The sequence below is a fragment of the Ruegeria sp. CJ6 genome, from assembly GCF_056536665.1.
Genome location: NZ_JBQFQB010000002.1, coordinates 433,173 through 458,048 on the forward strand (window position 1 = coordinate 433,173; position 24,876 = coordinate 458,048).

Sequence of the window (24,876 nt, forward strand, 5' to 3'; positions counted from 1 at the left end):
GAGGATTTGTTTTCCAAGCCTAAGTATCCCCCCACAAATGCTACCAGTTATTGTCCCCGATCTTGAAATGAGCGGTCGAAAGCGAATTCCAATCGAAGGGGAGAATCCCAATCCGTTCGAAACAGGCTGGCGCAATCACTTTCCTTCAATTCTATGATACGCGCAGCTGTCTTGGTGTGTGATGTACTTCGAATTCCCATCAAATTTCGAAGTCTTCTTCTACGCGAATTTTTACAGATTAACCCTACATAAGCAGTCGATACCCAAGCCTTATTAGCTTCATGATACCATACTAATAGATGATGGTTTCCGCGAGCGCTGGCTGCGAGCAAGACCTTTGGACATCGGTCAAAGCGCGTCGCCACACGTCTCCAACTCTTGAGTCTGTCGGACATGATCTCGTTGCGGTTTTGCCGTTTGTAACGGCGCTTCCGTCGGCTGTTGAGAGTCCTGCACGGGCCATAAGCGACAGGAGCGCCACACCAGCGCAAGCCATTGTGATTGAAGAAAATTATTCCGTTAAATACACACCTATCGTCGACCCGGGGCTTTCCAAGCGAGTTCGGCAAGAAGGACTTAGACGTGCGATCTGCCCGCCAGCCAGCCTGAAAAGATCACGCATTTCAAAGTTCCGTTATCGATGCCGTGAAGCATGCAGTGCGATCTTAATCAATGAAGCCGGGCGTTGGTCTCTTCTTTAGTGAATTCGTCGACCGCCTTTTCTTAATGGCGTTGCGCTGGTGGCAAATCTGCGGAGGATCTCGAAAAACTGGTCAACAGTTTCCGGCTTGAGGCGGACGAGCGTTTCCTATCCGGCCGCCGCGAACCTCTGCGTCAAACAGACGATCATAAACTCTAAGAACCAGTTCGGCGCAAGGTGGTCGAGTTTTTCCTGCTACTGGCGGAATCGCCGATCAAATAGTGCTGGAACGGCTACATTGCGGATGCGGCAGATGGTCTGCCGCGTTTGCAAACTCTTACCTCTGGTCTCTGGACATCTATGGGGATTAACGTGTGCGGTTTAGGATATGCGACGGTGACTGGTGAACTGCTAGACGAACTGATCTCGGGCCAACGCCGTGCAGTCTCCGATCTCGACTGTTACTGATAAACCTAGCCCGTATAGCGATTTTTGCCTGATCAAGGCGGGTACGGCGGACTGGAGAAAAACCGACAGGACACCGCTATTCAGCGAAGCGAATAATCCGCAATCGCGCATCGCATTTCTAGCAAAGAAAGTACTGTCGTCGCAGCATTTACCAGCCCGCGGATATTTCGATCCCAAGACCCTTTCCACTAAAAATCCCTGTGCGTTTCACGTCCTCGCGGCGCCATGGAAGTTCTCTGCTTCCGCGTTTGCAGCGCGAAGCATGAAGGCGTGTTCTGAAGCGACGAAGATCATGGTCACCCCATAGTCGCGCAGCTTGAGTCCGGCTTCTGCGCTGGCTGCAAAGGTCATCAGCGTCTTGCCATGTGCTTTGGCTGCATCGCCCGAGCGTCGCATTGCATCAAGAACCTGTGGGTCGGACTGATCGGTCACGCCGTAACATACCGCAAGATCCGCAGGTCCTACAAAAATCCCGTCGATGCCCTCGGTCCCGGCGATATCATCGACTTCTGCGACGCCTTCTGGTTCTTCGATTTGGGCAATGATAATCGTCTCATCTTCGCTTTGCTTGAGGACGTCAGCCATGGATCGGGTCGCAAACCCTGCCCACCGGGTTGATCCGGCATAGCCGCGACCACCATGGCCAAAACGGCCCTCGCGCGCAATGCGACGGGCCTTTTCGGCGCTGTCGACATGCGGCACAACAATACCTGTCGCGCCACTGTCGAGCGCCTTGAGAATTTCGTCCGCAGACCCAGTCGGCACCCGCACCAACGTCGGCAACCCCAGAGCCCGGGCGACGGCGAGGCAAACATCCAACCGACCCCGGTCAAAGGGTGCGTGTTCCGCATCCAGGCACAAGAAGTCCAGTTTTGACTTGGCAATTATCTCGACCAGTTCATGGGCTGGTGTCTTGAGAAACGTTCCGACGAGAGGCTCGCCAGAAAGCATGCGTTGTTTGAAATTCATGGGAAAGTCCTGACGGTTTTGTTTGGGCGGCACATGGCAATTGGCAGCCAAGCGGTTTGGAAACATCGGCTATAGCGTAGAGCATTGAAGTTGGCAGGGCCAGACTATCGAACAGTCGTTATTGCGTTTTCACCCGAAACGCTGTTCTTGTCGGGACTTGCCGTTAGTGTTGGCAGGCGCAACTCTGAAAAGGTGTTCTCATGGTATTCGATATCCGTTCCAAAGGCTTCACAGATCTGGTGCACTCTGACGCTCAACTGGAAGAAATCGCTAGCGGTCTGGGGTTTACCGAAGGGCCAATATGGCACCCCGAAGAGCATTGGCTAGTATTCTCGGACATTCAGGAGAGCCATCAATACAAGTGGAGCGAGGGTGAAGGAGTTCGCGTTTTTCGCACCCCATCCAACCAAGCGAACGGAAATTGCTTCGACAAAAGCGGGGCAGTGATCTCTTGCGAGCACGCCAGTTCGCATTTGGTACGCCATGATCACGGCGGCAAGCGGGTTACTTCGATCGCCACGCATTTTGATGGCAAAGAACTCAACAGCCCCAACGATGTTATCTGCGACTCGCACGGTCGGATTTGGTTCACTGATCCAAGTTTTGGTCGTATCCGAGAGGATCTTGGCATTCTGAGAGAGCAAGAACTGCCGGTGCAAGGCGTGTTCCGGCTGGATCCCGACGGCACGTTACACCTTGTCACGGATGATTTTCAGCAACCCAACGGGTTGTGTTTGTCAGCTGACGAAACAAGGCTGTTTGTCAATGACAGTTGGGGTGGCCATATCCGCATCTTTGATGTCGCCGCTGATGGCTCACTGACCGGTGGGGTGGTCTGGGCCGATGTTGTTGGCGATGGGGAAGGGGTACCGGACGGTATGAAGTGCACCCGCGACGGCCAGATTTTGTGCAATGGTCCCGGCGGTGTACATCTGTTTGATGCCCAAGCGCACTGCCTTGGTGTCATTCTGACGCCGCAAAAATCTACCAACTTCTGTTTTGGAGGAACCGGGTTCAGCATGCTGTACATCACTGCCTGCACGTCCGTTTACCGTATTCCGACCAAAATGACGGGCCTGGCCATGATCTAAAGGCCCACACGCGTCATGCGGTCCAGAATATCGATACCTTGTTGCTTCCAGAAATGAAGCAGATCGATGAAAATCCAGTTCTCGGCCAGCTTGTCACCGTGGCGACGATAGATGTCGATCACCCGGAACTCACCGGCTTTGTCAGTGGCAGGCATTCCCATGAACCCGCCGGTTGGTCGGGCGGTAAAGTTCGGCCAGCCAAAAAAGCCGCCATAGTGACCCTCAGCCATGCGGCAGATATGGTTGGTTTTTGACCGGTCGGCAAACCCAGCACGGAACGGGCCAGCGTGTTGTTTGGCGTAACGTTCGATTGTGTAGGTCGCTCCGATACCGGAGGGGCCCCACCAGATCATGTCTTCGCACCATGTGCGGCGCAACTCATCTTCAAGGCTGAGCCCGCTGTCCCACCGCCCAAGATCGGAGATCATCGCGTTGATAGCGGCCAATGTCTTTTGGCCGTCTTCGGCGGGTTGAGGCGTGAACATCAGGCCGTCATGGGTCATGGGCCCGGGCTGGACAAGTTGTGCGGCGGTCTGCGGCGGGAAGGGCTGCAACCCGGCCTGCATCATGAAATGCGGGATGTCGAAATACATCGCGGTTTCGACAATCTTACCTTTCTCAATCCTGTTGAACTCGCAATAGCGCAGCAAGGCCATTTTTCCGGTTGGCGCAATGCCCAGCCAGTCCTTGTCGAACAGCCCCATGAGATGGCCCATCGAAACAACCCAGACTGAATTGAACCCGTCGATTTCATTTTGACCAGCCATGAACACGTCCATCCGACGCTGCAAGTTAGTTAGGCTGTGATTCAGCGGCTGCCAGAATTTTTGCGCCACGTTGCTAGCGCCACGCAGCTCGTTGAACGGGTGAAAGCCGCGCCACAGGAGGTCCTCGTCGCAATACTCAGCGATCACATCAGAGTGGGCTGATTCCTCTTCATCGCTCAGAGCTTTGTAGAAGTTCAGGACAATTTCTTTCTCGGCTTCGTAAGACATATCTTTTACTTTCAATGCTTTGCCCGGAGGGAAGCGTCAGTCTTTAGCAAGATTGCGGGCGCTTTTGCATTCGCTTGCAAAAAATACTTGCCAGATGTTCCTTTGGATGTCTATGCTTTTGCAAACGTATGCACTCAGGTGCAACTGGGAGGACAGTATGGCCGAGATTCAACTGCGCAATGTTGGAAAACGTTGGGGTTCGTTTGTTGGAGTGGACAATTTCGACCTGACAATATCCGACAAGGAATTTCTGGTGCTTCTCGGCCCGTCGGGTTGTGGCAAGACCACGACGATGCGCATGATCGCAGGTTTGGAAGACGCAAGCGAGGGTGATATTCTGATCGACGGTACCCGCGTCAACGATATGGAGCCCAAAGACCGCGACGTCGCGATGGTGTTCCAGTCTTACGCTTTGTATCCGAACATGAATGTCTACGAGAACATTCGTTTCCCGCTGAGGGTACGTGGCATCGACGCTTCCACCCATGACGAAAAAGTGCGCCGAGCGTCGGCGATGGTAGAGTTGGACGACTTTCTGCATCGCAAGCCGGCAGAGCTGTCAGGTGGGCAACGTCAGCGGGTGGCGCTGGCGCGTGCGATTGTACGCGAGCCCAACGTGTTCCTGATGGATGAGCCGTTGTCCAACCTTGACGCAAAACTGCGCGTTTCGACTCGCGCGCAGATCAAGAACCTCAGCCATGAACTAGCCGTGACTACGATTTATGTGACACATGACCAGATCGAGGCGATGACACTGGCCGATCGCGTGGTGATCATGAAGCAGGGTGTTGTCCAACAGGTTGGCTCTCCGACGGCGATCTACGACGAGCCTGCGAACACGTTTGTCGCCAGCTTTATCGGCAACCCGGCGATGAACCTGGTTGATGGTGATGTTCAGGGCGGTGTGTTCCGCGCGCAGAATACCGAAGTGCATGGTCTGAATGCTCCGGATGGCCCAATAACTTTGGGTTTCCGCGCCGAGGACGCCAATGTCGTAGAAAGCGGGGGCGAGATTAACGCGCCCATCTATACGCAGGAATTGCTGGGCGACAGCACCATGGTCTCGGTTCGGATCGGCGGAGCGCTGGTCTCGGTCAAGGCCGACAAAACCTATCGTGCAGAAATCGACGATCAGGTGTCGATTCATATCCATACCGATCACTGCCACCTATTCGATGCGCAAACCGGCGCGCGCCTTGAGATCTGAGAGACGAAAACCAATCCCGCAATGACGGGACAATCTCGGGTGCAGGCTTCGAAGATGCACCCAATCACCTAGGGAGGAATCAAAAATGTTTCTAAAGAAAATCGCATTGGCCGGGTCACTGACCGCCTTTGCTGCGAGCGCGGGTTATGCCTGCGAGATCACGGATCGGGTCAACATCGTCGGCAACGAATTTGCCGCCATTCAGGCTGTGGCCGCTGCCGCAAAGGAATGCACGGGCGCATCTGTTGAATCCAACCTGACATCCGAACACCAAACCATCAACGTGGCCGGTCTGTCGGGCAATCCGTCGGAATACACCTCAGCCATCATCGCCAACAGCTCGATTGTGGCGTTGATGAATGAAGACGTTATCCGACCGCTCAATGACCTGGTCGAAAAACATGGTCAGAACCTGCAGCCGGGACAGTTAATCAAGATCGGCGATGACATCATGGCCATCGCCTTCATGGCCAACGCTCAGCACCTGATGTACCGCAAGGACGTTCTGGAACAGGCAGGCGTCGAAGTGCCGACCACGTATGAAGAACTGCTCGAAGCGGCCGAAGCCATTCGCGCGCAGGGCATAATGCAAAACCCGGTTGGCGGTGCTTATGCTGCGGGATGGAATCTGGCGCAGGAATTCAACAATATGTTCCTTGGCTATGGAGGTACTCATTTCAAGCCCGGCAGCGCAGAGCCCAACGTCAATACCGAGGCCGGTGTCAAAGCGCTGAACATGATGAAGGCTTTGTCCGAGTATATGAACCCCGACTTTCTGACCCATGATTCCAATGCCACCAACGCGGAATACCGCGCGGGCAATGTGGCGATCATGAATATGTGGGGGTCACGGGCGTCACAGCAGACCACAACCGAAGGTGTCTTGCAGGAAGTAATCGATGGCCATGCCATTGCAGCGCCGCTGACCGTGGGTGGCGGCACGACTCCGGCCTCGACCCTTTGGTGGGATGGATGGACCGTCGGCAAGAACATCTCAGATGAAGAGGCTGAGGCGACTTTTGTCGCGATGACGCATGGCGTCCGCCCCGAAATGTTGAACGATGAAACCACGCCGCTGGCAGTCTGGTTGATCGAAGGGTACGAACCTGCAGACGACGCGCAGGGTGTATTTGACGCTGCCAAAATGGGCACGACTCCTTATCCGATGCTGCCCTACATGGGTTTGATGCACAGTGCACTCGGCAATGAACTTGCCGATTTCATGCAGGGCAAGGAAAGCGCTGAACAGGCGCTGGCCGATGTCGAGGCCGCCTATCGCGCCGCGGCAATCGAACAGGGCTTCCTACAGTAAAACGCCCCTCGCGGGTGCCCAATTTGGGCACCCGCCCAATCAAGCCGACACGGGAATTGCGACATGCGCCATAAGACATTCCTTTGGTTTTTCCTGCCCACAGGACTTGCAATGCTGCTGTTCATTGCAATGCCCATCGTCTCGGTGGTGATCCAATCCATTTATGCCCCACACCCGGCGGTTCTGGTGGAAGTCGAAAACTGTACTCCGCTTGTCGGGTGCACAACCGAGACCACCATCGATCAGGAAGCCACCGCAGCGCTTCGTGCCGAACAACCATTGGGCAGATTTGTCGGGCTGGATATCTACTTTGATCGCGGCCACCTGGCGATACAGGAGGTTGGCGAAATCTGGGCGGCGAGTGACACGTGGGGTGACCTTTTCTCAGAGGTCGGAAACTTGCCCTTCTATCGGGCCATGGCCTTTACGCTGACCTTCACATTCATTGTGACACCCCTCACGATCATTCTGGGGCTGGTGATTGCGCTGGCGGTCAACTCACTGCACCGGCACCTCAAGGGTTTGATGATCTTCTTCTCGCTCTTGCCCATGATTGTGACACCGCTGATCGGCTCGCTCATTCTGTTTTGGATGATTGACAGTCGTGGCGTCATCGGCAACGCCCTTGTAAACTTGGCCGGAGATCCGGATTTCAGTCTAAAGGCTTCGACCGGGCTGATGTGGGTGGCGCTGATGGTTTATGGCGTCTGGAGTTCGGCCCCCTTTGCCTTCGTGGTATTCTATGCCGGTTTGCAAACTTTGCCCAAAGATCAGATCGAGGCGGCCCAGATCGATGGGGCAACCCGCTGGCAACAGGTCAAATTCGTGGTTGTTCCCCATCTCATGCCACTGGTTACGTTTGTTGCGCTGATCCAGTTGATGGATAATTTCAAGGTGTTCGAACCGATTATCGGCTTCAGCGCCGGTGCCCATGCGCAATCGCTCAGCACTTTCATCTTCAACGACCTCGGCGGTGAAACGCGACAACTGTCCTCTGCAGCCGCTACGTCTGTGATCACGATTATCGGGGTCGCCATTCTGTTGTCGCCCGTGCTTGTCCGCACCTGGCGTGACTTCAAAGGAGCAAGATAACATGGCCAGCCGTGCGCAAAGAATGCCCAAAAGCCTTCGGATTGCTTCGTCGCTTTTTGTGATCCTTTGGTTCATCCTGGCCGCTTTCCCGTTCCTCTGGACGGTTTGGGGGTCGTTCAAGGTAGAGCTGGATTTCTTCTCGATCGCCGATTGGACCAACGCCTTAACCGGCGCGCGGACCGAGGCAGTTTATGGCTCACCCTTTACCACCACCGGTTACGAAGGGGCTTGGATTCAGGAAGAATTTTGGCGGAATGTTCTGAACACGGGGATCGTTTGCGTCTTTGTGGTCGCCATCTCGCTGACCATCGGAACGCTGGGGGGCTATGCGCTTTCGCGGTCGAGCTATAACTACACATTCTGGCTTTTGATCACGGCGCTGATCTTCCGCGCGATGCCGCCGATCACGTTGGTTTCGGGTTATCTGTTGCCCTTCTTTGAATGGAATATCTGGGGGATACTGCCGACGACAATTATCGTACTTGTCGCGATCAACCAGCCGTTCACCCTGTGGATGCTACACGCCTTCTTCAAGAACATCCCCAGCGAGCTTGACGAAAGCGCAAAGGTCGACGGCTGCAACCAGTTTCAGGCCTTCCGCCGCGTGATCATTCCGGTGATGTGGCCGGGTGTGATCACCACGGGGCTGTTCTCGTTTCTTCTGGCCTATAACGACTTTGCCGTTGGGGCGATGCTGTTGTCAGAAAGCAACCGCACAATGGTTCCAGCCATCGCCGCATTCCTTGGTACAACGCAAACCGAGGGCAACGTAATGTTCGCCGTTGCGGCCGTGGTTTCTGCGACGGTTCCGCTGTTCATCTTGGTGATGTTCTTCCAGCGTCAGATTGTGGGCGGTTTGACCGCCGGGGCTGTGAAAGGCTGACGCTGATGGGACGCACGCATCCTCAGTCCGTATTTGCCCATGCGCACGCAGCCAGCCTGAATATGGCTGCGTGCCGGGCAAGGCGACCAGGGCGAATTCCTTTTGCTTTGATGCGCGCAGGGCCTTGCGGGGCGTTTCTCCGCAGACGCCTTGAACAGATCCTACAGAGACAAAGTTAATGGAACGCCTCGACCGTAAACCCTTTCTGTATTTCACCGCCGCGCAACGCCATCCAGGCAATTTCCGACCGGCCTATGAGGGATTCTTCGCCCCCGGTGCACATGTCAACGTGGTGCATCCTTTCAACGAGGTCGCGGGTGGCCTCGGGCTGCACGATCACGTCATCGCCCCGCTCGCAGCCTCCTTCGATGGGCTTTTTCGGCGCGATGATATCGTCATGGCCGGTGTATTTGAAGGACAGGGCTGGATCAGCGCCACCGGCTATTTCGTCGGTCGGTTCTCGCGCGACTGGCTTGGTATCCGCGCCACAGGTGAGCTTGCCTATCTGCGCTTCGGCGAGTTCCACCGTATGCAGGATGGCAAGGCGGTGGAGAGCTATGTCTTCTTCGATATCCCAGAACTGATGCTGGCTGCAGGGCAATGGCCGATCACCGATAGCCCGGGCAAGACCCGTGGCTTCACCGGGATGATTCAGGGTCCAGCAAGCCATGATGGCATCTTGACCACGCCGCAAGACCCAGTCGAGGGGGCCAAGAGCTATCGTATGGTCACAGAAATGCTGGCCAAGCTTGCCACCAAGAACGAGGCCTGGCGCCCGTTCTGGCATGACAACATGGTCTGGTACGGCCCCGGCGCCTTCGGTTCTTTCGTCGGGCTCGAGAGTTTTGCAAGCTTCCAGGTGCCTTTCGAGGCCACCTTCGAAGGTTGGTCCGGAGGTAGTGCGGGAAATGGCATGACTGCGCATTTCACCCGCTTCGGCGAAGGCAATTACGTATGCTCGGGCGGCTGGCCTTCCTTGACCGGTGTCCAGGTGAAACCCTTCCTCGACCAGCCCGCAAGCGGAAAACGCGTCTTCATGCGGGTCTGCGACTGGTGGCGTCGAGAGGACGATCTGTTGGTCGAAAACTGGGTTTTCGTCGACATCCCGCATGTGTTGTTGCAGCTGGGATATGACCTTTTTGCCGACATCGCCGAGCAAGCCGCATGAGCAGCTCTGCAAGACATAACGCCGTTGGCCGCCACCCGGCGCTCAACCGGATGCCGAGGGATTTTCTGTCAGCTGATTGAGCTACCCGATGAAGACAGAATTTCTATTGGCACCAATACAAGGATGAGAAAGATGAAGGGTTCCCGCCCGGAACAGGCCGTGCTGACACGTGATACGGACCTCGACAAAACAGAAGACACCCGCCGTGTGATTGAAACCATGGTGGATGGTCTGAACGATCACCGCATAGATGACATCGGCGAATTCTTCTCGGAAGGCTTCCGCTGGATGGGCAATGAGGGCTGTGGCACAAAAACTGGCCTGAAAGAGTTTCAGGACAATTGGCAACGCCCGTTTCAGGCGGCTTTTTCGGACAAGACCTGCATCGACGAAGCGCGCCTTTACATGGGCGAATGGGCGGCTGCGTTTGGTCGACAGGAAGCAACCCATTCGGGTGAGTTCCTGGGGATCGCCCCCACCGGAAAGCGGGTCGAGATCCGATATATGGATTTCTGGAAAGTGGTCGACGGCAAGATCGTCGACAATTGGGTGAATGTCGATTTCGCGCATGTAGCGGCACAGCTGGGTGTCGATCTGTTTAACGGCGAAGGCTGGGAAGCATTTGACCGGGGTGAGAAGTCTCCGCCCCGGCCTGAAACTAAGGATTAGGACAATGACAATCGAGTATCTGAAACGTGGTAAGTCCGATGCTGACCGAGCCGAGGATGACGCCAAAACACGCGCTGTCGTCGAAGCGACACTGAAAGACATCGAAACACGTGGCGATGCTGCGGTACGCGAGCTAAGCGAGAAGTTCGATAACTATTCGCCAGCATCGTTTCGGTTGTCTCAAGACCAGATCGACGACCTGATCAATCAGCTGACGGATCGAGAGCTGGCGGACATCAAATTCGCGCAGGAACAAGTGCGCAACTTTGCACAAGCTCAGCGCGACTCGATGCTGGATATCGAAGTTGAGACTTTGCCGGGCGTCATTTTGGGCCACAAGAACATCCCCGTACAATCGGTGGGCTGTTATGTGCCCGGTGGCAAATTCCCGATGGTGGCCTCGGCGCATATGTCGGTGGCGACCGCCTCGGTGGCGGGCGTACCACGCATCATCGCCTGCACCCCTCCGTTTCAGGGCAAACCCAATGCAGCGGTGATCGCCGCCATGTATTTGGGTGGGGCGCATGAGATTTACGTGATGGGCGGCATTCAGGCTATCGGCGCCATGGCGTTGGGAACCGAGACGATTGATCCAGTCCACATGCTTGTCGGTCCGGGTAACGCCTTTGTCGCAGAAGCTAAACGTCAGCTATTTGGCCGCGTCGGTATCGACCTATTCGCCGGCCCGACCGAGACCATGGTGATTGCTGATGAGACCGCCGCAGACGCAGAGCTTTGCGCGACCGATCTTCTGGGTCAGGCCGAACATGGGTATAACAGCCCCTGCGTATTGCTGACCAATTCTCGCAAACTGGCCGAGGACACGATGGCCGAAGTGGACCGGCTGCTGGGCATTCTACCGACAGCGGGCACCGCAAAAGTATCGTGGGAGGAATATGGCGAAGTGATCGTCTGCGACACGTATGATGAGATGCTGCAGGTTGCTGATGACATTGCATCTGAACATGTGCAGGTCATGACCGATCGCGACGACTGGTTCCTTGAGAACATGACTTGTTACGGCGCACTGTTCCTTGGCCCGCGTACCAATGTCTCGAACGGTGATAAGGTAATTGGCACCAATCACACGCTACCTACCAAAAAAGCTGGCCGCTATACTGGTGGTCTATGGGTGGGTAAATATCTGAAAACACATAGCTATCAAAAGGTTATGACTGATGAGGCGGCAACCTTGATCGGCGAATATGGCTCGCGCCTATGTATGCTCGAAGGTTTTGTGGGGCACGCCGAGCAATGTAACGTCCGCGTAAGGCGTTACGGCGGCATCAATGTCCCCTACGGCGCGCCTGCACCCTACAGGGACGCCGCAGAATGAGTGACAGGCATACTGAGCACAAGACCCTGATCGCACAGGTCAGGGCTGCGATGTATGACTTTACCGAAGCCGGTGTCCGGCAGGCGTTGGATAAGATTTGTTCTCCCGACGCTGTGTTCCATCTGAGCTATCCGTTTGGCGACACCAATGGGAGTAGTGCTTATTACGATTGTTGCTATCGCGATCTTCTGACCGCATGGCCCGATCTTGAGCGTCGCGATTATATCGTCATGGCTGGACCTGATGAATTCGGTGCTGATTGGGTTGGATGCGGCGGGTACTATACCGGCACTTTCGCGGGGCCATGGCTGGAGATTCCGCCGACAGGCCATCAGGTCACCATGCGGTTTCACGAGTTTTACCGGATCGAAAATGGCAAAGTCGCCGAGGTGCAGGCGCTTTGGGATATCCCCGAAGTGATGATGCAAGCGCAGGCCTGGCCCATGGCACCCGGTTTGGGGCGGGAATGGCATGTTCCGGGACCAGCGACGCAGGACGGACTGGTTCCCAGCCCGTATGACAAGGCCAAGGGCAAAGAGACCTGCCAGCACATTGTCGACATGCTGGATCATCTGACCAAACATCCCGTAGAAGGTGGTCCGGAGGTGATGGAGTTGGAGCGGTTTTGGCATCCTCGGATGAACTGGTACGGCCCCTCGGGGATCGGCACAGGGCGGGGTATTGCGGGGTTCCGTAATTGGCATCAGATTCCATTCCTCAACGCAATGCCGGATCGCGGGCAGGATGTAGATGACATCACCTGTCATTTCTTTGGCGACGGTGACTATGCGGCTGTTACGGGTTGGCCCAACATGATCCAGACTGTCACTAATGATGGCTGGATGGGGATCGCACCGTCGGGCAAGAAGATCACGCTGCGCAGCCTCGATTTCTGGCGGCTTGAAAATGGCAAGATTCGCGAGAACTGGGTTCTGGTTGATCTGCTGGATACCTATCGCCAGCTGGGTGTTGACGTCTTTGCCCGTTTGCGAGAGTTCAACAAGGCGCGCGTTCCGGGCCGCATTCCATTTCCGGTTGGCGAGGTCTGATATGTCCCAATTTCCCAGCACCCCAAGTTTCAATCTTAACGGCAAACGCGCATTGGTCGCGGGCGCGTCGTCCGGTATCGGCATGGCCTGTGCCGTAGCACTGGCAGAGCATGGTGCCGAAGTGACACTGGCGGCGCGGCGCAAGGATGCGTTGCAGGATCTGGCAACAGAGATGAACGCTCGGGGATGGTTGGCGAATATACTTGAACTGGATGTTTCTGACGTTGCAGGCACTGCTGATGCGGTGGCGCAAAACGGGCCATTTGATGTCCTGCTGAACTCAGCCGGTCTGGCCCGACACAGCAGGGCCGTGGACACACGGCCCGAGGATTTTGATGCGGTAATGGATGTCAATGTCCGGGGGGCCTATTTTCTGACCCAAGCGGTGGCAAAAGGATTGTTAGAAGCTGGGCGCCCCGGATCGCTGATGAACATCTCCAGCCAGATGGGCCATGTAGGCGGGCGGGAAAGGGCAGTCTATTGCGCGTCAAAATTCGCAGTCGAAGGCTTTTCCAAGGCGATGGCGCTGGAGTTCGGTCCTGCAAAAATTCGGGTCAACACGATCTGCCCAACTTTTATTCTGACCGATTTGACCAAGTCGACTTTTGATGACCCGGACAAGCGCGCATGGATATTGGACAAGATCAAGTTGGGTCGCCCGGGCGAGATCGAAGACATCATGGGGGCAGTGGTTTATCTTGCCTCGGATGCATCGGCTTTGGTGACGGGCACCGCGTTGATGATAGACGGAGGTTGGACAGCAGACTGATGGCGGCGCAAAAAGTTACATCCATGGAGGTCGCCCGCCTCGCCGGGGTCAGCCAGTCTGCCGTTAGCCGTGTGTTCACTCCGGGGGCTTCAGCCTCGAAGAAGACGATTGAAAAGGTTCGTCAGGCCGCCAAGCAACTGGGCTATCGGCCGAACGTCCTTGCGCGTGCCGTAGTGTCCGGCAAAAGCCGGATCATTGGGCTTGTTGTGGCGTATCTGAATAATCAGTTTTATCCTGAAGCACTGGAAAGGTTGACGAATACGCTGCAGGAGCGCGGCTACCATGTGATGATATTCATGGCGTCGAACCAGGCCGAAAACGTCGATAGCGTGGTTGAGGAATTGCTCGACTTTCAAGTCGACGGCATAATCGCGGCATCGGTGGCCCTGTCGTCGACCTTGTATGAACGTTGTCGGACCGTGGGTGTACCGATGGTGTTGTTCAATCGGGCACAGGATGACCTCACTATGTCATCGGTTACATCCGACAATGTCGCCGGTGGCCGAAAGGCAGCCGAGTTTCTGCTGGCTGGCGGTCATGAGAAGATCGGATATATCGCCGGGTGGGAGGGCGCTTCGACCCAGCGCGATCGTGAAGCGGGGTTCGTAGCGGCCCTGCAAGAGGCGGGTGTCAAACTGCACGCCCGTGGAGCCGGAAACTTCATCGCAGAACAGGCGCGTGAGGCAACGCTACGCATGTTCGCGTCCGATCCACCGGACGCTGTGTTCGTGGCCAATGATCACATGGCGATCTCTGTGATGGACACGCTGCGGTTCGAGTTGGGCCTGCAAATTCCGGCCGACGTCTCGGTTCTGGGATATGACGATGTCGCCGTTGCCTCTTGGCCAGCCTACAATCTGACAACTATTCGTCAGCCTGCCAATCGGATGGTTGCCGAAACCGTCGATATTCTACTTAGCAAGATCGAAAATCCCGCTGCTGCGCCGCGCCGCACCGAGATTGACGGACCTTTGATCGTTCGCGGCTCCGCCCGCATACCTGAAGGATGGAAGACATGAAGGGATTTGATCCCAAATTCAAAGATTTCCCGGATTATATCATCGGCATCACCAAAGAGATTTGGGAAGACCGTGGCATTGCGACTCTGCATCAATATTACAGCCCAGACATCGTCGTCCGCTCGCCCGGTTCGGTTGTGTTGGGTAACCAGAATGTCATTGGTGCAACAATGGCCACGTTGGCCGAGTTCCCCGACCGTCAGCTGCTGGGCGAGGATGTGATCTGGTCGGGCACCCCGGAAGAAGGCATGCTGAGCTCGCATCGTATCCTGTCGACCGCCACGCATCGGGGCAATGGTGTCTATGGCAAAGCCACCGGAACACGCCTGCGATACCGAATTCTGGCCGACTGCCACGCCATCGACAACATGATCGATGACGAATGGCTGATCCGAGATCAGGGTGCGATTGTCCGGCAAATGGGCTGGGATCCCAAGGAATATGCCGCCGATCTGATAGCGCGTGAAGGTGGGGCCGAGGCCAGTGTGAAGCCTCTGTCACCCAAGATCGACATCGAAGGCCCCTACAAGGGGTACGGCAATGACAATGAATGGGGACACCGCCACGCGGATCTGCTGACACGGATAATGAATGCAGATATGGGCGCGATTGAACGAGAGTATGACCGAGGCGTGCAGACCGAATATCCCGGCGGTGTCACGGGCCATGGCTGGGATTCGGCTGATCGGTTCTGGATGTCTTTGCGTGCAGCCATGCCAAGCGCAACCTTCACCATCCATCATCAGATCGGGCGCGATGATCCGAATATGCCACCCCGCTCGGCCCTGCGCTGGAGCTTGCATGGCAAGCATGACGGTTGGGGCGTGTTCGGCAAACCCACAGGCGCTGAGTTGTATGTGTTGGGGATCAGCCATGCCGAATGGGGCGAGTTGGTTGGAGGCGACATCAGGCTGCGACGCGAATGGACCTTGTTCGATGAAACCGCAGTCTGGAAACAGCTTCTGTTGGAAACCGGGGATCTCTGATGCCTCAAACGCGCGTCGCATTGGATGCCAGTGAAGGAACTCGGCGGTACCACGGCCACCGGGCGTCCTTGCGGGCGCGGCGGCTGAATAATCGCCCTCCGGGTGCATGAGGATCGAGACCTCTTGTACCAATTCAATGAACGGAGACCATTATGAGCACGATCCAACAACGCATTGTCCGCTACGGCGAACTGCAGCCTTGTAAAACCGCATTTATTGACGCGCACACGCCTGGTTCGGACCAGAAGGAAAACTTTACCATCGTAGGCGGTGGCGTATCCGAAAGCCCCGATCAGCATGTCCACATCACCGACAAAATCGGTTTCAATATTGGCGCGGCGGGGCAACCTCCGAAATGCCGGAATTCGCTGCACAGCCACACCACGGCCGAGGTGTTCTTTGTCGCCAAAGGACGTTGGCGGTTCTTCTGGGGTCGCTATGGCACTGCGGGTGAGTTTATTGCCGAGGAAGGTGACATATTTAACATTCCAACTGGCATCTTTCGCGGTTTCGAAAATGTCGGGCAGGATTATGGGATGATCATGTCGATCCTGGGCGGCGATGATGCGGGTGGCGGTGTCACCTGGGCACCACAGGTGATCGAAGACGCTCAGGCGCATGGGCTGATGCTGGGCGACAATGGCGTGCTGTATGACAGCAAGAAGGGTCAGGAACTGCCCCACAACGTGCGCCCCATGCCGCTGCTGACCGAAGAAGAGCTTAAGAGCTATCCGGAAGTTCCGGTCGAAAATGTTATCGGCAAATATGTGGCACGCTATTGGGATCTGATGGCGCTTTCCGCTAACAAGCCAGCCAAAGTGATTGGCGAAGATGCCCTGATCACGGACAAGCCGGGGTTTGAGGTCGATTTCCTCGGACGCGGCTCTTGTTTGAACGAACCCGTCGCGGCGCATATGCCCGTCGTCCTCATGCCTGCGAGTGGTCATTGGCGGATTACAGTCGATGGCTATGAAACAACTTTGTCCGCAGGCGATACAGCGCTGGTTCTGTCAGGTGAAAGCTACAGTATCGTGCCCTCAATGACCGGAGAGGCCGGTCTGTATCGTATCACGGCAACGGACGATCCCGCCGGTGCTACCTGGACCGGTGCATAAAGGCAAAGTTGCGCGCTCCGATCTTTTTCGGGGCGCGCAGTATGTGACCCGTGCTTCACTTTGGACTCGGCACAGGGAATTAATTGAATTGGAGATGACAAGATGACCCGAATTTCAACCACCCATGTGGGAAGTCTGCCGCGCAGTCAGGAAGTCGTCGATTTCATCTTCGCGCGTGAGCGGGAGGAACCGTTCGATCAGACAGATTTTGATGCCTGCATGACGAACGCGGTGTCCGAGACCGTAGGCAAACAGGCTGCAGCGGGGATCGATATTGTATCGGATGGCGAGACTTCGAAAATCTCTTACGCAACCTACGTCAAGGACCGCTACACCGGGTTTGCAGGCGACAGCCCGCGCAACGCTCCGGCTGATCTGAAGATGTTTCCGGGCTTTCTTCAACGTTTGGCGAATGATGGCGGAACTCCGCAATACGCGCGGCCCATGTGCGTAGGCGATGTGCGCTCGAAAGGGCAGGGCGAGTTGCAGAAGGATATCGACAACCTCAAAAGAGCCATGGTTGAGCACGGGATTGAGCGCGGATTTATGAATGCTGCCAGCCCGGGTGTGATCTCTCTTTTTCTGCAGAACGACTATTACCCGACGCGCGAGGCGTATCTGGCCGCGCTGGCCGATGCGATGAAATCCGAATATGAAACCATCGTCGCGGCGGGCCTGGATATTCAATTGGATTGTCCCGATCTTGCCCTGTCGCGTCATATGCTGTTCACCGATCTTTCTGACGAGGAATTTGTCAGTATTGCCGAAATGCATGTCGAAGCGCTGAACCATGCATTGCAGGATGTGCCCGCCGACAAGGTTCGGGTTCACATCTGCTGGGGCAATTACGAAGGTCCGCATTGCTGCGATATCGGAATGGACAAGGTGTTCTCGACTTTGATGTCAACCAAGTCGCGCTATGTGCTGTTTGAAACCTCGAACCCGCGCCATGCACATGAATGGACGGTGTTCCGCGACCGCAAGTCCGAGATACCGGATGACAAGGTACTTGTGCCGGGTGTGGTCGATACCACCACAAACTTTGTGGAACACCCCGAACTGGTCGTGCAACGTCTTGAGCGGTTCGTGAACATCGTGGGAGCGGAGCGGGTGATCGGCGGATCGGATTGCGGTTTTGGCACTTTTGCGGGGTTTGGCGCTGTCGATCCTGATATCGCCTATGCCAAACTGGGTGCGCTGGCCGAAGGGGCTGCTCTGGTCAAATGACACCACTTGTCCTTTTGCCGGGCATGATGTGCGATGCTCGGTTATTCTCGCCGCAAATTGGTGCATTGTCTGGCAGATATCCGATATTTGTCGCCCCCATTGGTGCGCATGATACGATGCAGGCTTTGGCCGCCGAGGTTTTAAGTCATGCGCCCGACCGGTTCGCATTGGCCGGTCTTTCCATGGGAGGCATTGTTGCGATGGAAATACTGCGGCAAGCACCGGGGCGTGTAGCGGGGATGGCGTTGATGGACACCAACCCGCTGGCAGAGGCGGATCAGGTTAAGGTAAGGCGTGAGCCCCAGATAGAGGCGGTTAAAAATGGTCGGCTACGCGATGTGATGGCCGAGGAAATGAAGCCCAACTATCTGACCGATGGCCCTGATCGACAGGCAATTTTGGACCTATGCATGGATATGGCTATGGCCTTGGGGCCGGAGATTTTTGTTAACCAATCCATGGCCCTACGAGATCGCCCGGATCAAAGTCCCACATTGCGCGCTTTCAAGGGATCTGCGCTGGTCCTTTGCGGTCGTCATGACGCGTTATGCCCAGTCGAACGCCACGAATTGATGCATGACCTGTTGCCGCAAAGCCGGTTGGAAGTCATCGAACACGCGGGGCATTTGCCAACTCTGGAACAACCGCGGCAAACCACGGCGGCGCTGCTGCGCTGGCTGGAGACAATCGAAACAATCTAAGCCGGATTTCCGCAAGGCCGTAGATAGCTCTGGTGGAAACTGACTACGATATTACTCTGTCGGACTTGGAGCCTCTTTCGTAGCGTGGATGCAGCAGTAACGTTTAAGGGTTTCAGAAGCACCCAAATCTTGTTCAGAGCCTACTGTCGTGATCAAAACTGCACTTAAGTCGGGGCGCACGCGATACACCAAATACAAGGCCTGCTACCAAGTCTCTGACAAAGGTTGCTTTGTTGCGCGCAGCCACCTGCGGAATGTCCCGGAAGTTGGAGGAATTTGCTGTTTGGCGTGACAAACTTTTCAATCGTCCGGAATGCCCCGGTGGATGATTGTCTGGTTTAGCCATGAGTGGCGATTGCGGTCGCCGCGTACCAGACAGTTTGATCGTTCTCTGCAACATTGACAGCTTCGAATAGCAAATGTTGTTATCGTAACGACAGGCATCGTCCCGAGGAGAAGAGCTATGCAAGACGTCGCGGATCAATCCGCTGGCTATGATGAGCACATTCTGATTTGTGACGATGACATCGAGTTTGCTCAGGGTGTTTGTGCATTTCTGACTGACAAAGGGTACAAAATCGAACACGCGCAAGATGTACCCGCTGCGCGGTTGATGATGGCTGATGAAACCTACAGCTTGTTTCTGCTGGACCTCGTGATGCCAGGAACTAGTGGTAAGGTGTTATGTCACGAGATCGCTTCGCGCATAGATGCCGGGATCATCATGATCAGTTCGATTGATGACGACGCCGAGCGGATTTCCCTGCTGGAACTGGGCGCGGATGATTACATCATTAAACCATTCAACGAGTTGGAACTCCTCGCGCGCGTGCGTGCTGTGCTGCGCAGGCGTGCTGGTGGAACGCAGGGAAAATCCCGGGTTACCCGGTTCGGAGAATGGGAGCTTGTTGAAAACGAGCGACATCTCAAAAGTGAAGATGGTCGTCTCATCACACTCACCTCAAGCGAAGTGCGGGTTATGCGCTTCTTTGCTGAAAACCCGGACGTGTTGTGTACCCGAGAAGACCTTCTTGCCGTTGCCCGGACCCGACAGCATGGCGGTGCAGGAGACAGAAGCGTTGATGCTCTGATCAAACGGTTGCGATCGAAGATTGAGAGCGACCCTTCAAATCCGGAATATATTCGAACGGTCTGGGGGCAGGGTTACATCTTTCGTCCCGGCTGAACTCCGGTATCAAGCGGCAACAGCACATTTGCCCTAAGGCCTCCGCTCAGGCGGTTCTCAAGCGTTACAGTGCCCCCCTGATCAACCACAATCGCCCGGACTATGGCGAGGCCGAGGCCCGTTCCGGGTTCGGTGGCTCCTAGTCTCTGGAAAGGCTCAAATGCTGTTTCAAGTTGTTCGGTTGGGATACCTGGTCCTTCATCGTCTATGTGAATTGCGGCCATATCGTTCGACGCGGTCAAAGAGACATTTGTTCGACCCCCGTATTTGACCGCATTCTCCAACAAGTTTCTAAGAACCCGGGTAAGCGCGTTATGTCTTCCTTTGACCACCGCAGATTGTTCGATTGTGCAGGTCACATCGCGACCCGCCTCAACCTGTTCATCTACAAGCGCCTCAACCAGTGAGCGCAAATCCAGGCGTGCAAGCTCTCCATCGTGATGCGTTTCGCGGTTGAGGTTGGTGACGGAGTTTACAATATCGCTGATGGTTTCCAACCGCTTGAGCAGTTGCTCTTTGGGTGCTGTTGGTTCCAATTTCTGGATCGCATCGTGCATCCGTGCAATCGGTCCCTTCAGGTCATGCCCGAGGCTACGAAGCAAGGTTGTCTTGTACTCAAGCGCCAGAACAATCCGGGCTTCCATGCGATTGAACGCAATAATTGTGTGGCGGATATCAATGGCACCCGCCTCGACGAGTGGGCCGACTTCTTCACCCCGGCCGATCAACTCGGCATTGACGGCCATCGCGCTCAGCGGTCGCATCACTTTCTGAATAAGAAACGCAAGTGCGCAAAGCAGGGTAAGCGCGACCAGACTGTCGATTGAGCCAACGATGACCAAAGGTACAATGTTCTTGTTTTTCATGAGCAAATAGCAGTTCAGCCATTCGTCATCATCCTTGAGCCGGACCGAAAAAACGCTCACCAGAAACGCGTCAACGCTTTCTGCATCGATAGGTTCGCCCGAGTGGCTCTTGAACAGTTGCAACAGCGCGCTTTGGTCGTGTTTGGCGTCAACGACCGTGTCTGCCACGGACAGTTCCGCGACGGCGATCCCGCGGTGTTCCAGCCGCGCCGTCAGCCAGTTAGCCAGATTCGGGCGGTCGCGGCCATTGGCCAAAGCGGTTGCTGCATCCTGCGTGCCGACCCTGACACTCCATTCTGCAGGAAAGAAACCAAGCGCTGCTTCAGAGCGGCTGTCAGGAGGCACGCGGGCCAGGGTTGAAACCACCTGCGCAAGAAAGGCATCGCCCCTGTTTCGGATCTCTTCAGCGCGAGAGTTTCGGATCTGGACCACGTCGGTGACTACCGAGAACACGCCGACAATCGTCCAGCTGATAAGCACGATGCTCATAACTTGTGTTCGAAGTGTCAGATCATTCCAGCGCATTGCGCGTAGGCTCCCTGTCCCATCCCCTCACTTGGGACGCTAATTCAAATACCGCCGCATTCCCAAGCGGAAATTGCATCCACCATGCCGCTGATGACGCAAAGGGGTTTCACCCACCGGTACCGCATTTCGGGGCACTCGGTTTCGCCAGATCGGCAAACAACCGGCCAAATTCGTCAATTGAATCAAAGTGTGACAAGCCCTTGGGGCATCGGCGGCTGGTCTCCAAGTATCACCCACAGAGTTTTTATTGGGAGCCAGCTATGTCAAAGCATTCATCCGTTCATCCACAACTTGCCAGCGCCCGGCGCGCGCTGAAGGGCAATCTGATTGCCACCGGCGTTTTCAGCGGTGTTGTGAACCTATTGATGCTGACAGGGCCGATTTTCATGCTTCAGATCTATGATCGCGTGATGTCTAGCCAAAGCGTGAATACGCTTGTCGCGCTCAGCACACTTGTCGCCGGTCTGTACTTGTTCATGGCCTTGATTGACGGCGCGCGGACCCGTGTGCTGGTTGCCATGGGGCATCGCTTTGAACAAAGGCTCGCCCGCACAGCGTTTGATTGCACTTTGTCCGAACCGTCGCGCAACCGTCCGGGTGGCAACCCTGCGGCGGCAATTCAAGATGTCGAAAAAATTCGCGGTTTCCTGTCGGGTCAGGGTGCCGGAGCTTTGTTCGATCTGCCGTGGATCCCGGTCTATCTGGGATTGGTTTTTGCCATGCACATGTGGCTGGGTATGGTCGGTGTAATTGGCGCGCTGGCATTGGTTGCCATTGCCATCGTTACGGATATCAAGGTCCGCGCTGCCGCGTGCGTTCAGTCTGAGCATTCGGCCAAGCGCAACCGTCTGGCAGAAGCCAGCCGCCGGAATGCCGAAATGGTTCGTGCGATGGGGATGCAGTCCAATCTTGGCAAGACCTGGCAAGATGTGAACGATCTCCACCTTGGTGCGAGTGCTAAGGCGGCCACTACTGTCGGAGTGTCTGGTAGCTTTACCAAGGTGTTCCGCCTGGCACTTCAGTCCGCCGTTCTTGCGGTCGCCGCTTATCTAGCCATCCATGGACATATATCGGCTGGCTCAATCGTTGCGGCATCGGTCATCATGTCCCGTGGCTTGCAGCCTATCGAGACTCTGGTCGGTAGTTGGCGCAATCTGGTTGCTGCCCGGCAAGCATGGGCTCAGCTGAAGCAAACTCTTTCTGGTGACGAAGCTGACCGTCGTATTTCCATGCCCAAGGCACAGAAGTCGCTGACCGTTGACGGCCTGATCGCTGCCCCTCCGATGGCCACTGCCGCTGTTCTCAAAGGTGTTGGTTTCGATATGAAAGCAGGCGAGGCACTGGCTGTGATTGGAACGACCGGCAGCGGAAAATCAACCTTGGCGCGCACACTTGTTGGTGCATGGTCGGCGGCCAAAGGCAGCATCAGTCTCGACGCTGTGCCGATCGACCAGTACCTGCCTGAGGAGCTTGGCCCCCAGATCGGCTTTCTGCCGCAGGATGTTGAGCTCTTTGACGGAACGATCGCCCAGAATATCGCGCGTTTTGATCCCGAGGCGACGGACGAGTTGGTGATTGCCGCCGCCAAGGCAGCGGGTGTTCACGAACTGATCGCTAGCTTCAAAGACGGCTATGCCACCTCGGTTGGCGAGCGTGGCGCGGCCTTGTCCGGTGGTCAGCGACAGCGTGTTGCCCTTGCACGAGCGCTTTATGGTGATCCATTTCTTGTGGTTCTGGACGAGCCCAACTCGAATCTGGATGCCGTGGGTGAGGCCGCACTGAACCATGCCATTCTCGCCGCCAAGGCACGCGGGGCGATTGTGATCGTCATCGCGCACCGGGCGAGTGTGCTGGGTTCAGTCGACAAGATTCTGATCATGGAAGACGGTCGCGCCGGAGATTTTGGTCCTCGAACAGAAGTGATGGAGCGGTTGCGTCAACGCAATCAGGCCGCCGCCGGAGCTGCACAGCCTGCCGCTGAACAGAAGACCGTCGAACAACCCCAACAAACAGAAATCGTTGCCGCTACGGGCTGACCCAGTCCCGCGCTGTAAACAGAATGAATGGAGGAAGTCATGAATACCAACAGGAATTCCAGCACGAACACCAAAGGGTTTAGGGATCGTTCTGCCCGATCCATCGGCTTTGGTCTGGTCGCAATTGCTGTGCTCGCCGTAGGATTCGGTGGTTGGGCGATGAAAGCCCCGATGTCCGGGGCGGTCGTGACGGCTGGTAGTGTGGTGGTCTCGTCCGACCTCAGAGCTGTGCAACATCCCGACGGAGGTATTGTCGGCGCCATTCACGTCAAAAACGGAGATTGGGTTGAGGCTGGCGATGTTGTTCTGACACTTGATGATCAGCTGTTGTCAGGCAGCCAAGCCTTGGTCGATGACAGGCTCGTGGCGCTTGAAGCGCAGTTGGTTCGTCTGACGGCCGAGCGCGATGGTCTGGACGATCTCGTACTGTCCGAGGAGCTTGCGTCCCGAAAAGACGAAGACAAAGTTGACCGCGCACTCGCAACGCAGCGCGCGGTGAGGGAAGCACGTCGTCTGTCGCAGGATGGTGAAGTCGCGGCCTTGGAAGAGAAAATCGAACAGGCAGAGCAGGAAATTGTGGGCCTGGAGGCGCAGCGCGAAGCTTCCGAAGAAGAGATCAAACTGATCGACAGCGAATTGGAGGGTCTGACGCAGCTCTTTGAAAAGGGTTTAGTGCCTGGTACTCGGGTGACGACTTTGCAGCGTCAAAGAAGCAGTCTTGTCGGTAATAGTGGCGGCCTGACCTCTCGGATCGCAGTCGCCCGTGGTCGTATCAGCGAGACGCGTATCCATATCCTGCAACTGGAAAAGACTTTCCGCGAGCAGGTGATGAACGAGATCTCCTCGCTGGAGGTCGAACTGGATGGCTTGAAAGAACGTCGGAGCGCGGCCGCGTTGCAGCTGGCGCGGGTTGACCTTCGGGCTCCGGCGGATGGCATCGTGCACGAGTTGGGTGTGCATACAATCGGCGGCGTGGTGTCTCCGGGCGAAACGCTGATGCAGATCGTGCCCGAGGATGACGGGTTGGTGGTGACCGCTAGTGTCATGCCACAGGACATCAACAATGTCGCCTTGGGCCAGGCTGCGAGCGTTATGATCGGGGCGTTCGATCAACATGTTGCCCCTCGGTTGGATGGGCACGTTGAGTTTGTCTCGGCTGATTTAAAAACAGATCAGATGACTGGCTTACCCTACTACGAGGCGCGGGTTGCTCTAAGCGAGGAGGCTGTCGGACTTTTGTCTGACCGCCAGTTGAGCCTGCTGCCGGGTATGCCGGCTGACGTCTTCATCGAAACCGGCGAACGGACCCTGTTACAGTACCTTCTTGATCCTCTCAGTAAGCAAATCCGGACCACGTTCCGGGAGGTCTGATCGATCCCATGATGTGAGCTGCCCAATAGGAAGAAACAGCTAAAACCAGCGCCAGAAATGGCGCTGGTTTTTTCGATCCTAAAGGCGAGGAGGGGCGTTGGTGGTACCTGAGCGGGTGCTGGTTCACATCTTGGAGGCGCTCCTGTGTGAAAAGAGATGATGTCCGGCTTGGGAGCATATTTTTGTCATACTT

The 24,876-nt window shown here is 55.9% G+C and carries 21 protein-coding genes and 1 pseudogene; 18 read left to right on the forward strand and 4 right to left on the reverse strand.

Annotated elements, in window-relative coordinates; translation table 11 throughout:
* Positions 1-320: 320 nt before the first annotated feature.
* A pseudogene (locus ACR0BT_RS07645) lies at positions 321-431 on the reverse strand (IS5/IS1182 family transposase); the annotation flags it as partial.
* 884 nt (positions 432-1,315) lie between these two features.
* Entirely contained in the window at positions 1,316-2,077 is a 762-nt protein-coding gene (locus tag ACR0BT_RS07650) for an HpcH/HpaI aldolase family protein (RefSeq protein WP_480762855.1), read from the reverse strand.
* 200 nt (positions 2,078-2,277) lie between these two features.
* Between ACR0BT_RS07650 and ACR0BT_RS07655 the strand changes: the two genes are divergently transcribed.
* Positions 2,278-3,168 carry an SMP-30/gluconolactonase/LRE family protein gene (locus ACR0BT_RS07655; RefSeq protein WP_480762856.1) on the forward strand — a complete coding sequence of 297 codons (891 nt, stop codon included), beginning with the start codon at positions 2,278-2,280 and terminating at the stop codon, positions 3,166-3,168.
* Here the strand turns inward: ACR0BT_RS07655 and ACR0BT_RS07660 are convergent.
* The gene (locus ACR0BT_RS07660) at positions 3,165-4,163 is read right to left on the reverse strand and encodes a nuclear transport factor 2 family protein (protein ID WP_480763035.1); all 999 of its coding nucleotides are present in this window, start codon (positions 4,161-4,163) and stop codon (positions 3,165-3,167) included. The two genes, ACR0BT_RS07655 and ACR0BT_RS07660, sit on opposite strands and share 4 nt — an antisense overlap.
* Before the next feature lie 157 nt (positions 4,164-4,320).
* Here ACR0BT_RS07660 and ACR0BT_RS07665 point away from each other — a divergent pair, with 157 nt between their 5' ends.
* From ACR0BT_RS07665 to ACR0BT_RS07735, 15 genes are all read left to right on the forward strand, one after another.
* Positions 4,321-5,370, forward strand: a complete 1,050-nt coding sequence (locus ACR0BT_RS07665) for an ABC transporter ATP-binding protein (protein WP_170394099.1) — start codon at positions 4,321-4,323, stop codon at positions 5,368-5,370.
* Between the two features lie 85 nt (positions 5,371-5,455).
* Complete coding sequence (locus tag ACR0BT_RS07670; RefSeq protein ID WP_170394097.1) at positions 5,456-6,682, forward strand: extracellular solute-binding protein; 1,227 nt, start codon at positions 5,456-5,458, stop codon at positions 6,680-6,682.
* A 63-nt stretch (positions 6,683-6,745) separates the two neighbouring features.
* Positions 6,746-7,774, forward strand: coding sequence for a carbohydrate ABC transporter permease (locus ACR0BT_RS07675; protein WP_170394095.1), 1,029 nt, complete (start codon positions 6,746-6,748; stop codon positions 7,772-7,774).
* A gap of 1 nt (position 7,775) precedes the next feature.
* A complete protein-coding gene (locus ACR0BT_RS07680) occupies positions 7,776-8,657 on the forward strand; it encodes a carbohydrate ABC transporter permease (RefSeq protein WP_170394093.1) in 882 nt (293 codons plus the stop codon).
* A gap of 178 nt (positions 8,658-8,835) precedes the next feature.
* Positions 8,836-9,825, forward strand: coding sequence for a nuclear transport factor 2 family protein (locus tag ACR0BT_RS07685; RefSeq protein ID WP_480762857.1), 990 nt, complete (start codon positions 8,836-8,838; stop codon positions 9,823-9,825).
* Positions 9,826-9,957: 132 nt separating this feature from the next.
* Entirely contained in the window at positions 9,958-10,494 is a 537-nt protein-coding gene (locus tag ACR0BT_RS07690) for an ester cyclase (RefSeq protein ID WP_170394089.1), read from the forward strand.
* 4 nt (positions 10,495-10,498) lie between these two features.
* Positions 10,499-11,830: a histidinol dehydrogenase gene (gene hisD, locus ACR0BT_RS07695; RefSeq protein WP_480762858.1), complete on the forward strand. Its 1,332-nt coding sequence runs from the start codon at positions 10,499-10,501 to the stop codon at positions 11,828-11,830.
* Positions 11,827-12,879, forward strand: coding sequence for an ester cyclase (locus ACR0BT_RS07700; protein WP_480762859.1), 1,053 nt, complete (start codon positions 11,827-11,829; stop codon positions 12,877-12,879). Before hisD ends, ACR0BT_RS07700 begins: the two co-directional genes overlap by 4 nt.
* Position 12,880: 1 nt before the next feature.
* On the forward strand, positions 12,881-13,648 hold the full coding sequence (locus tag ACR0BT_RS07705) for an SDR family NAD(P)-dependent oxidoreductase (RefSeq protein ID WP_480762860.1): 768 nt from the start codon (positions 12,881-12,883) through the stop codon (positions 13,646-13,648).
* A complete protein-coding gene (locus tag ACR0BT_RS07710) occupies positions 13,648-14,667 on the forward strand; it encodes a LacI family DNA-binding transcriptional regulator (protein ID WP_170465610.1) in 1,020 nt (339 codons plus the stop codon). Before ACR0BT_RS07705 ends, ACR0BT_RS07710 begins: the two co-directional genes overlap by 1 nt.
* Positions 14,664-15,653, forward strand: a complete 990-nt coding sequence (locus ACR0BT_RS07715; protein ID WP_170611474.1) for a nuclear transport factor 2 family protein — start codon at positions 14,664-14,666, stop codon at positions 15,651-15,653. The genes ACR0BT_RS07710 and ACR0BT_RS07715 overlap by 4 nt, the downstream gene beginning before the upstream one ends.
* Before the next feature lie 152 nt (positions 15,654-15,805).
* Positions 15,806-16,768, forward strand: a complete 963-nt coding sequence (locus ACR0BT_RS07720) for a cupin domain-containing protein (RefSeq protein ID WP_170663400.1) — start codon at positions 15,806-15,808, stop codon at positions 16,766-16,768.
* 102 nt (positions 16,769-16,870) lie between these two features.
* Entirely contained in the window at positions 16,871-17,995 is a 1,125-nt protein-coding gene (locus tag ACR0BT_RS07725) for a cobalamin-independent methionine synthase II family protein (protein ID WP_170646841.1), read from the forward strand.
* Entirely contained in the window at positions 17,992-18,696 is a 705-nt protein-coding gene (locus ACR0BT_RS07730) for an alpha/beta fold hydrolase (RefSeq protein ID WP_480762861.1), read from the forward strand. Before ACR0BT_RS07725 ends, ACR0BT_RS07730 begins: the two co-directional genes overlap by 4 nt.
* 463 nt (positions 18,697-19,159) lie before the next feature.
* Entirely contained in the window at positions 19,160-19,882 is a 723-nt protein-coding gene (locus ACR0BT_RS07735) for a response regulator (protein WP_170394071.1), read from the forward strand.
* Here ACR0BT_RS07735 and ACR0BT_RS07740 read toward each other — a convergent pair.
* Positions 19,861-21,237, reverse strand: a complete 1,377-nt coding sequence (locus ACR0BT_RS07740) for a sensor histidine kinase (RefSeq protein WP_170422645.1) — start codon at positions 21,235-21,237, stop codon at positions 19,861-19,863. The two genes, ACR0BT_RS07735 and ACR0BT_RS07740, sit on opposite strands and share 22 nt — an antisense overlap.
* A 299-nt stretch (positions 21,238-21,536) precedes the next feature.
* Here ACR0BT_RS07740 and ACR0BT_RS07745 point away from each other — a divergent pair, with 299 nt between their 5' ends.
* Both ACR0BT_RS07745 and ACR0BT_RS07750 read left to right on the forward strand, forming a co-directional pair.
* Positions 21,537-23,312, forward strand: coding sequence for a type I secretion system permease/ATPase (locus ACR0BT_RS07745; RefSeq protein ID WP_480762862.1), 1,776 nt, complete (start codon positions 21,537-21,539; stop codon positions 23,310-23,312).
* Positions 23,313-23,351: 39 nt separating this feature from the next.
* Positions 23,352-24,683: an HlyD family type I secretion periplasmic adaptor subunit gene (locus ACR0BT_RS07750; protein ID WP_480762864.1), complete on the forward strand. Its 1,332-nt coding sequence runs from the start codon at positions 23,352-23,354 to the stop codon at positions 24,681-24,683.
* The last annotated feature ends 193 nt before the right edge of the window (positions 24,684-24,876 follow it).

Bases quoted from the DNA above. Each gene is read 5' to 3' on its own strand.
- ACR0BT_RS07650 (WP_480762855.1), bottom strand. From the start codon at position 2,077: ATGAATTTCAAACAACGCATGCTTTCTGGCGAGCCTCTCGTCGGAACG.
- ACR0BT_RS07655 (WP_480762856.1), top strand. From the start codon at position 2,278: ATGGTATTCGATATCCGTTCCAAAGGCTTCACAGATCTGGTGCACTCT.
- ACR0BT_RS07660 (WP_480763035.1), bottom strand. From the start codon at position 4,163: ATGTCTTACGAAGCCGAGAAAGAAATTGTCCTGAACTTCTACAAAGCT.
- ACR0BT_RS07665 (WP_170394099.1), top strand. From the start codon at position 4,321: ATGGCCGAGATTCAACTGCGCAATGTTGGAAAACGTTGGGGTTCGTTT.
- ACR0BT_RS07670 (WP_170394097.1), top strand. From the start codon at position 5,456: ATGTTTCTAAAGAAAATCGCATTGGCCGGGTCACTGACCGCCTTTGCT.
- ACR0BT_RS07675 (WP_170394095.1), top strand. From the start codon at position 6,746: ATGCGCCATAAGACATTCCTTTGGTTTTTCCTGCCCACAGGACTTGCA.
- ACR0BT_RS07680 (WP_170394093.1), top strand. From the start codon at position 7,776: ATGGCCAGCCGTGCGCAAAGAATGCCCAAAAGCCTTCGGATTGCTTCG.
- ACR0BT_RS07685 (WP_480762857.1), top strand. From the start codon at position 8,836: ATGGAACGCCTCGACCGTAAACCCTTTCTGTATTTCACCGCCGCGCAA.
- ACR0BT_RS07690 (WP_170394089.1), top strand. From the start codon at position 9,958: ATGAAGGGTTCCCGCCCGGAACAGGCCGTGCTGACACGTGATACGGAC.
- hisD (WP_480762858.1), top strand. From the start codon at position 10,499: ATGACAATCGAGTATCTGAAACGTGGTAAGTCCGATGCTGACCGAGCC.
- ACR0BT_RS07700 (WP_480762859.1), top strand. From the start codon at position 11,827: ATGAGTGACAGGCATACTGAGCACAAGACCCTGATCGCACAGGTCAGG.
- ACR0BT_RS07705 (WP_480762860.1), top strand. From the start codon at position 12,881: ATGTCCCAATTTCCCAGCACCCCAAGTTTCAATCTTAACGGCAAACGC.
- ACR0BT_RS07710 (WP_170465610.1), top strand. From the start codon at position 13,648: ATGGCGGCGCAAAAAGTTACATCCATGGAGGTCGCCCGCCTCGCCGGG.
- ACR0BT_RS07715 (WP_170611474.1), top strand. From the start codon at position 14,664: ATGAAGGGATTTGATCCCAAATTCAAAGATTTCCCGGATTATATCATC.
- ACR0BT_RS07720 (WP_170663400.1), top strand. From the start codon at position 15,806: ATGAGCACGATCCAACAACGCATTGTCCGCTACGGCGAACTGCAGCCT.
- ACR0BT_RS07725 (WP_170646841.1), top strand. From the start codon at position 16,871: ATGACCCGAATTTCAACCACCCATGTGGGAAGTCTGCCGCGCAGTCAG.
- ACR0BT_RS07730 (WP_480762861.1), top strand. From the start codon at position 17,992: ATGACACCACTTGTCCTTTTGCCGGGCATGATGTGCGATGCTCGGTTA.
- ACR0BT_RS07735 (WP_170394071.1), top strand. From the start codon at position 19,160: ATGCAAGACGTCGCGGATCAATCCGCTGGCTATGATGAGCACATTCTG.
- ACR0BT_RS07740 (WP_170422645.1), bottom strand. From the start codon at position 21,237: ATGAGCATCGTGCTTATCAGCTGGACGATTGTCGGCGTGTTCTCGGTA.
- ACR0BT_RS07745 (WP_480762862.1), top strand. From the start codon at position 21,537: ATGTCAAAGCATTCATCCGTTCATCCACAACTTGCCAGCGCCCGGCGC.
- ACR0BT_RS07750 (WP_480762864.1), top strand. From the start codon at position 23,352: ATGAATACCAACAGGAATTCCAGCACGAACACCAAAGGGTTTAGGGAT.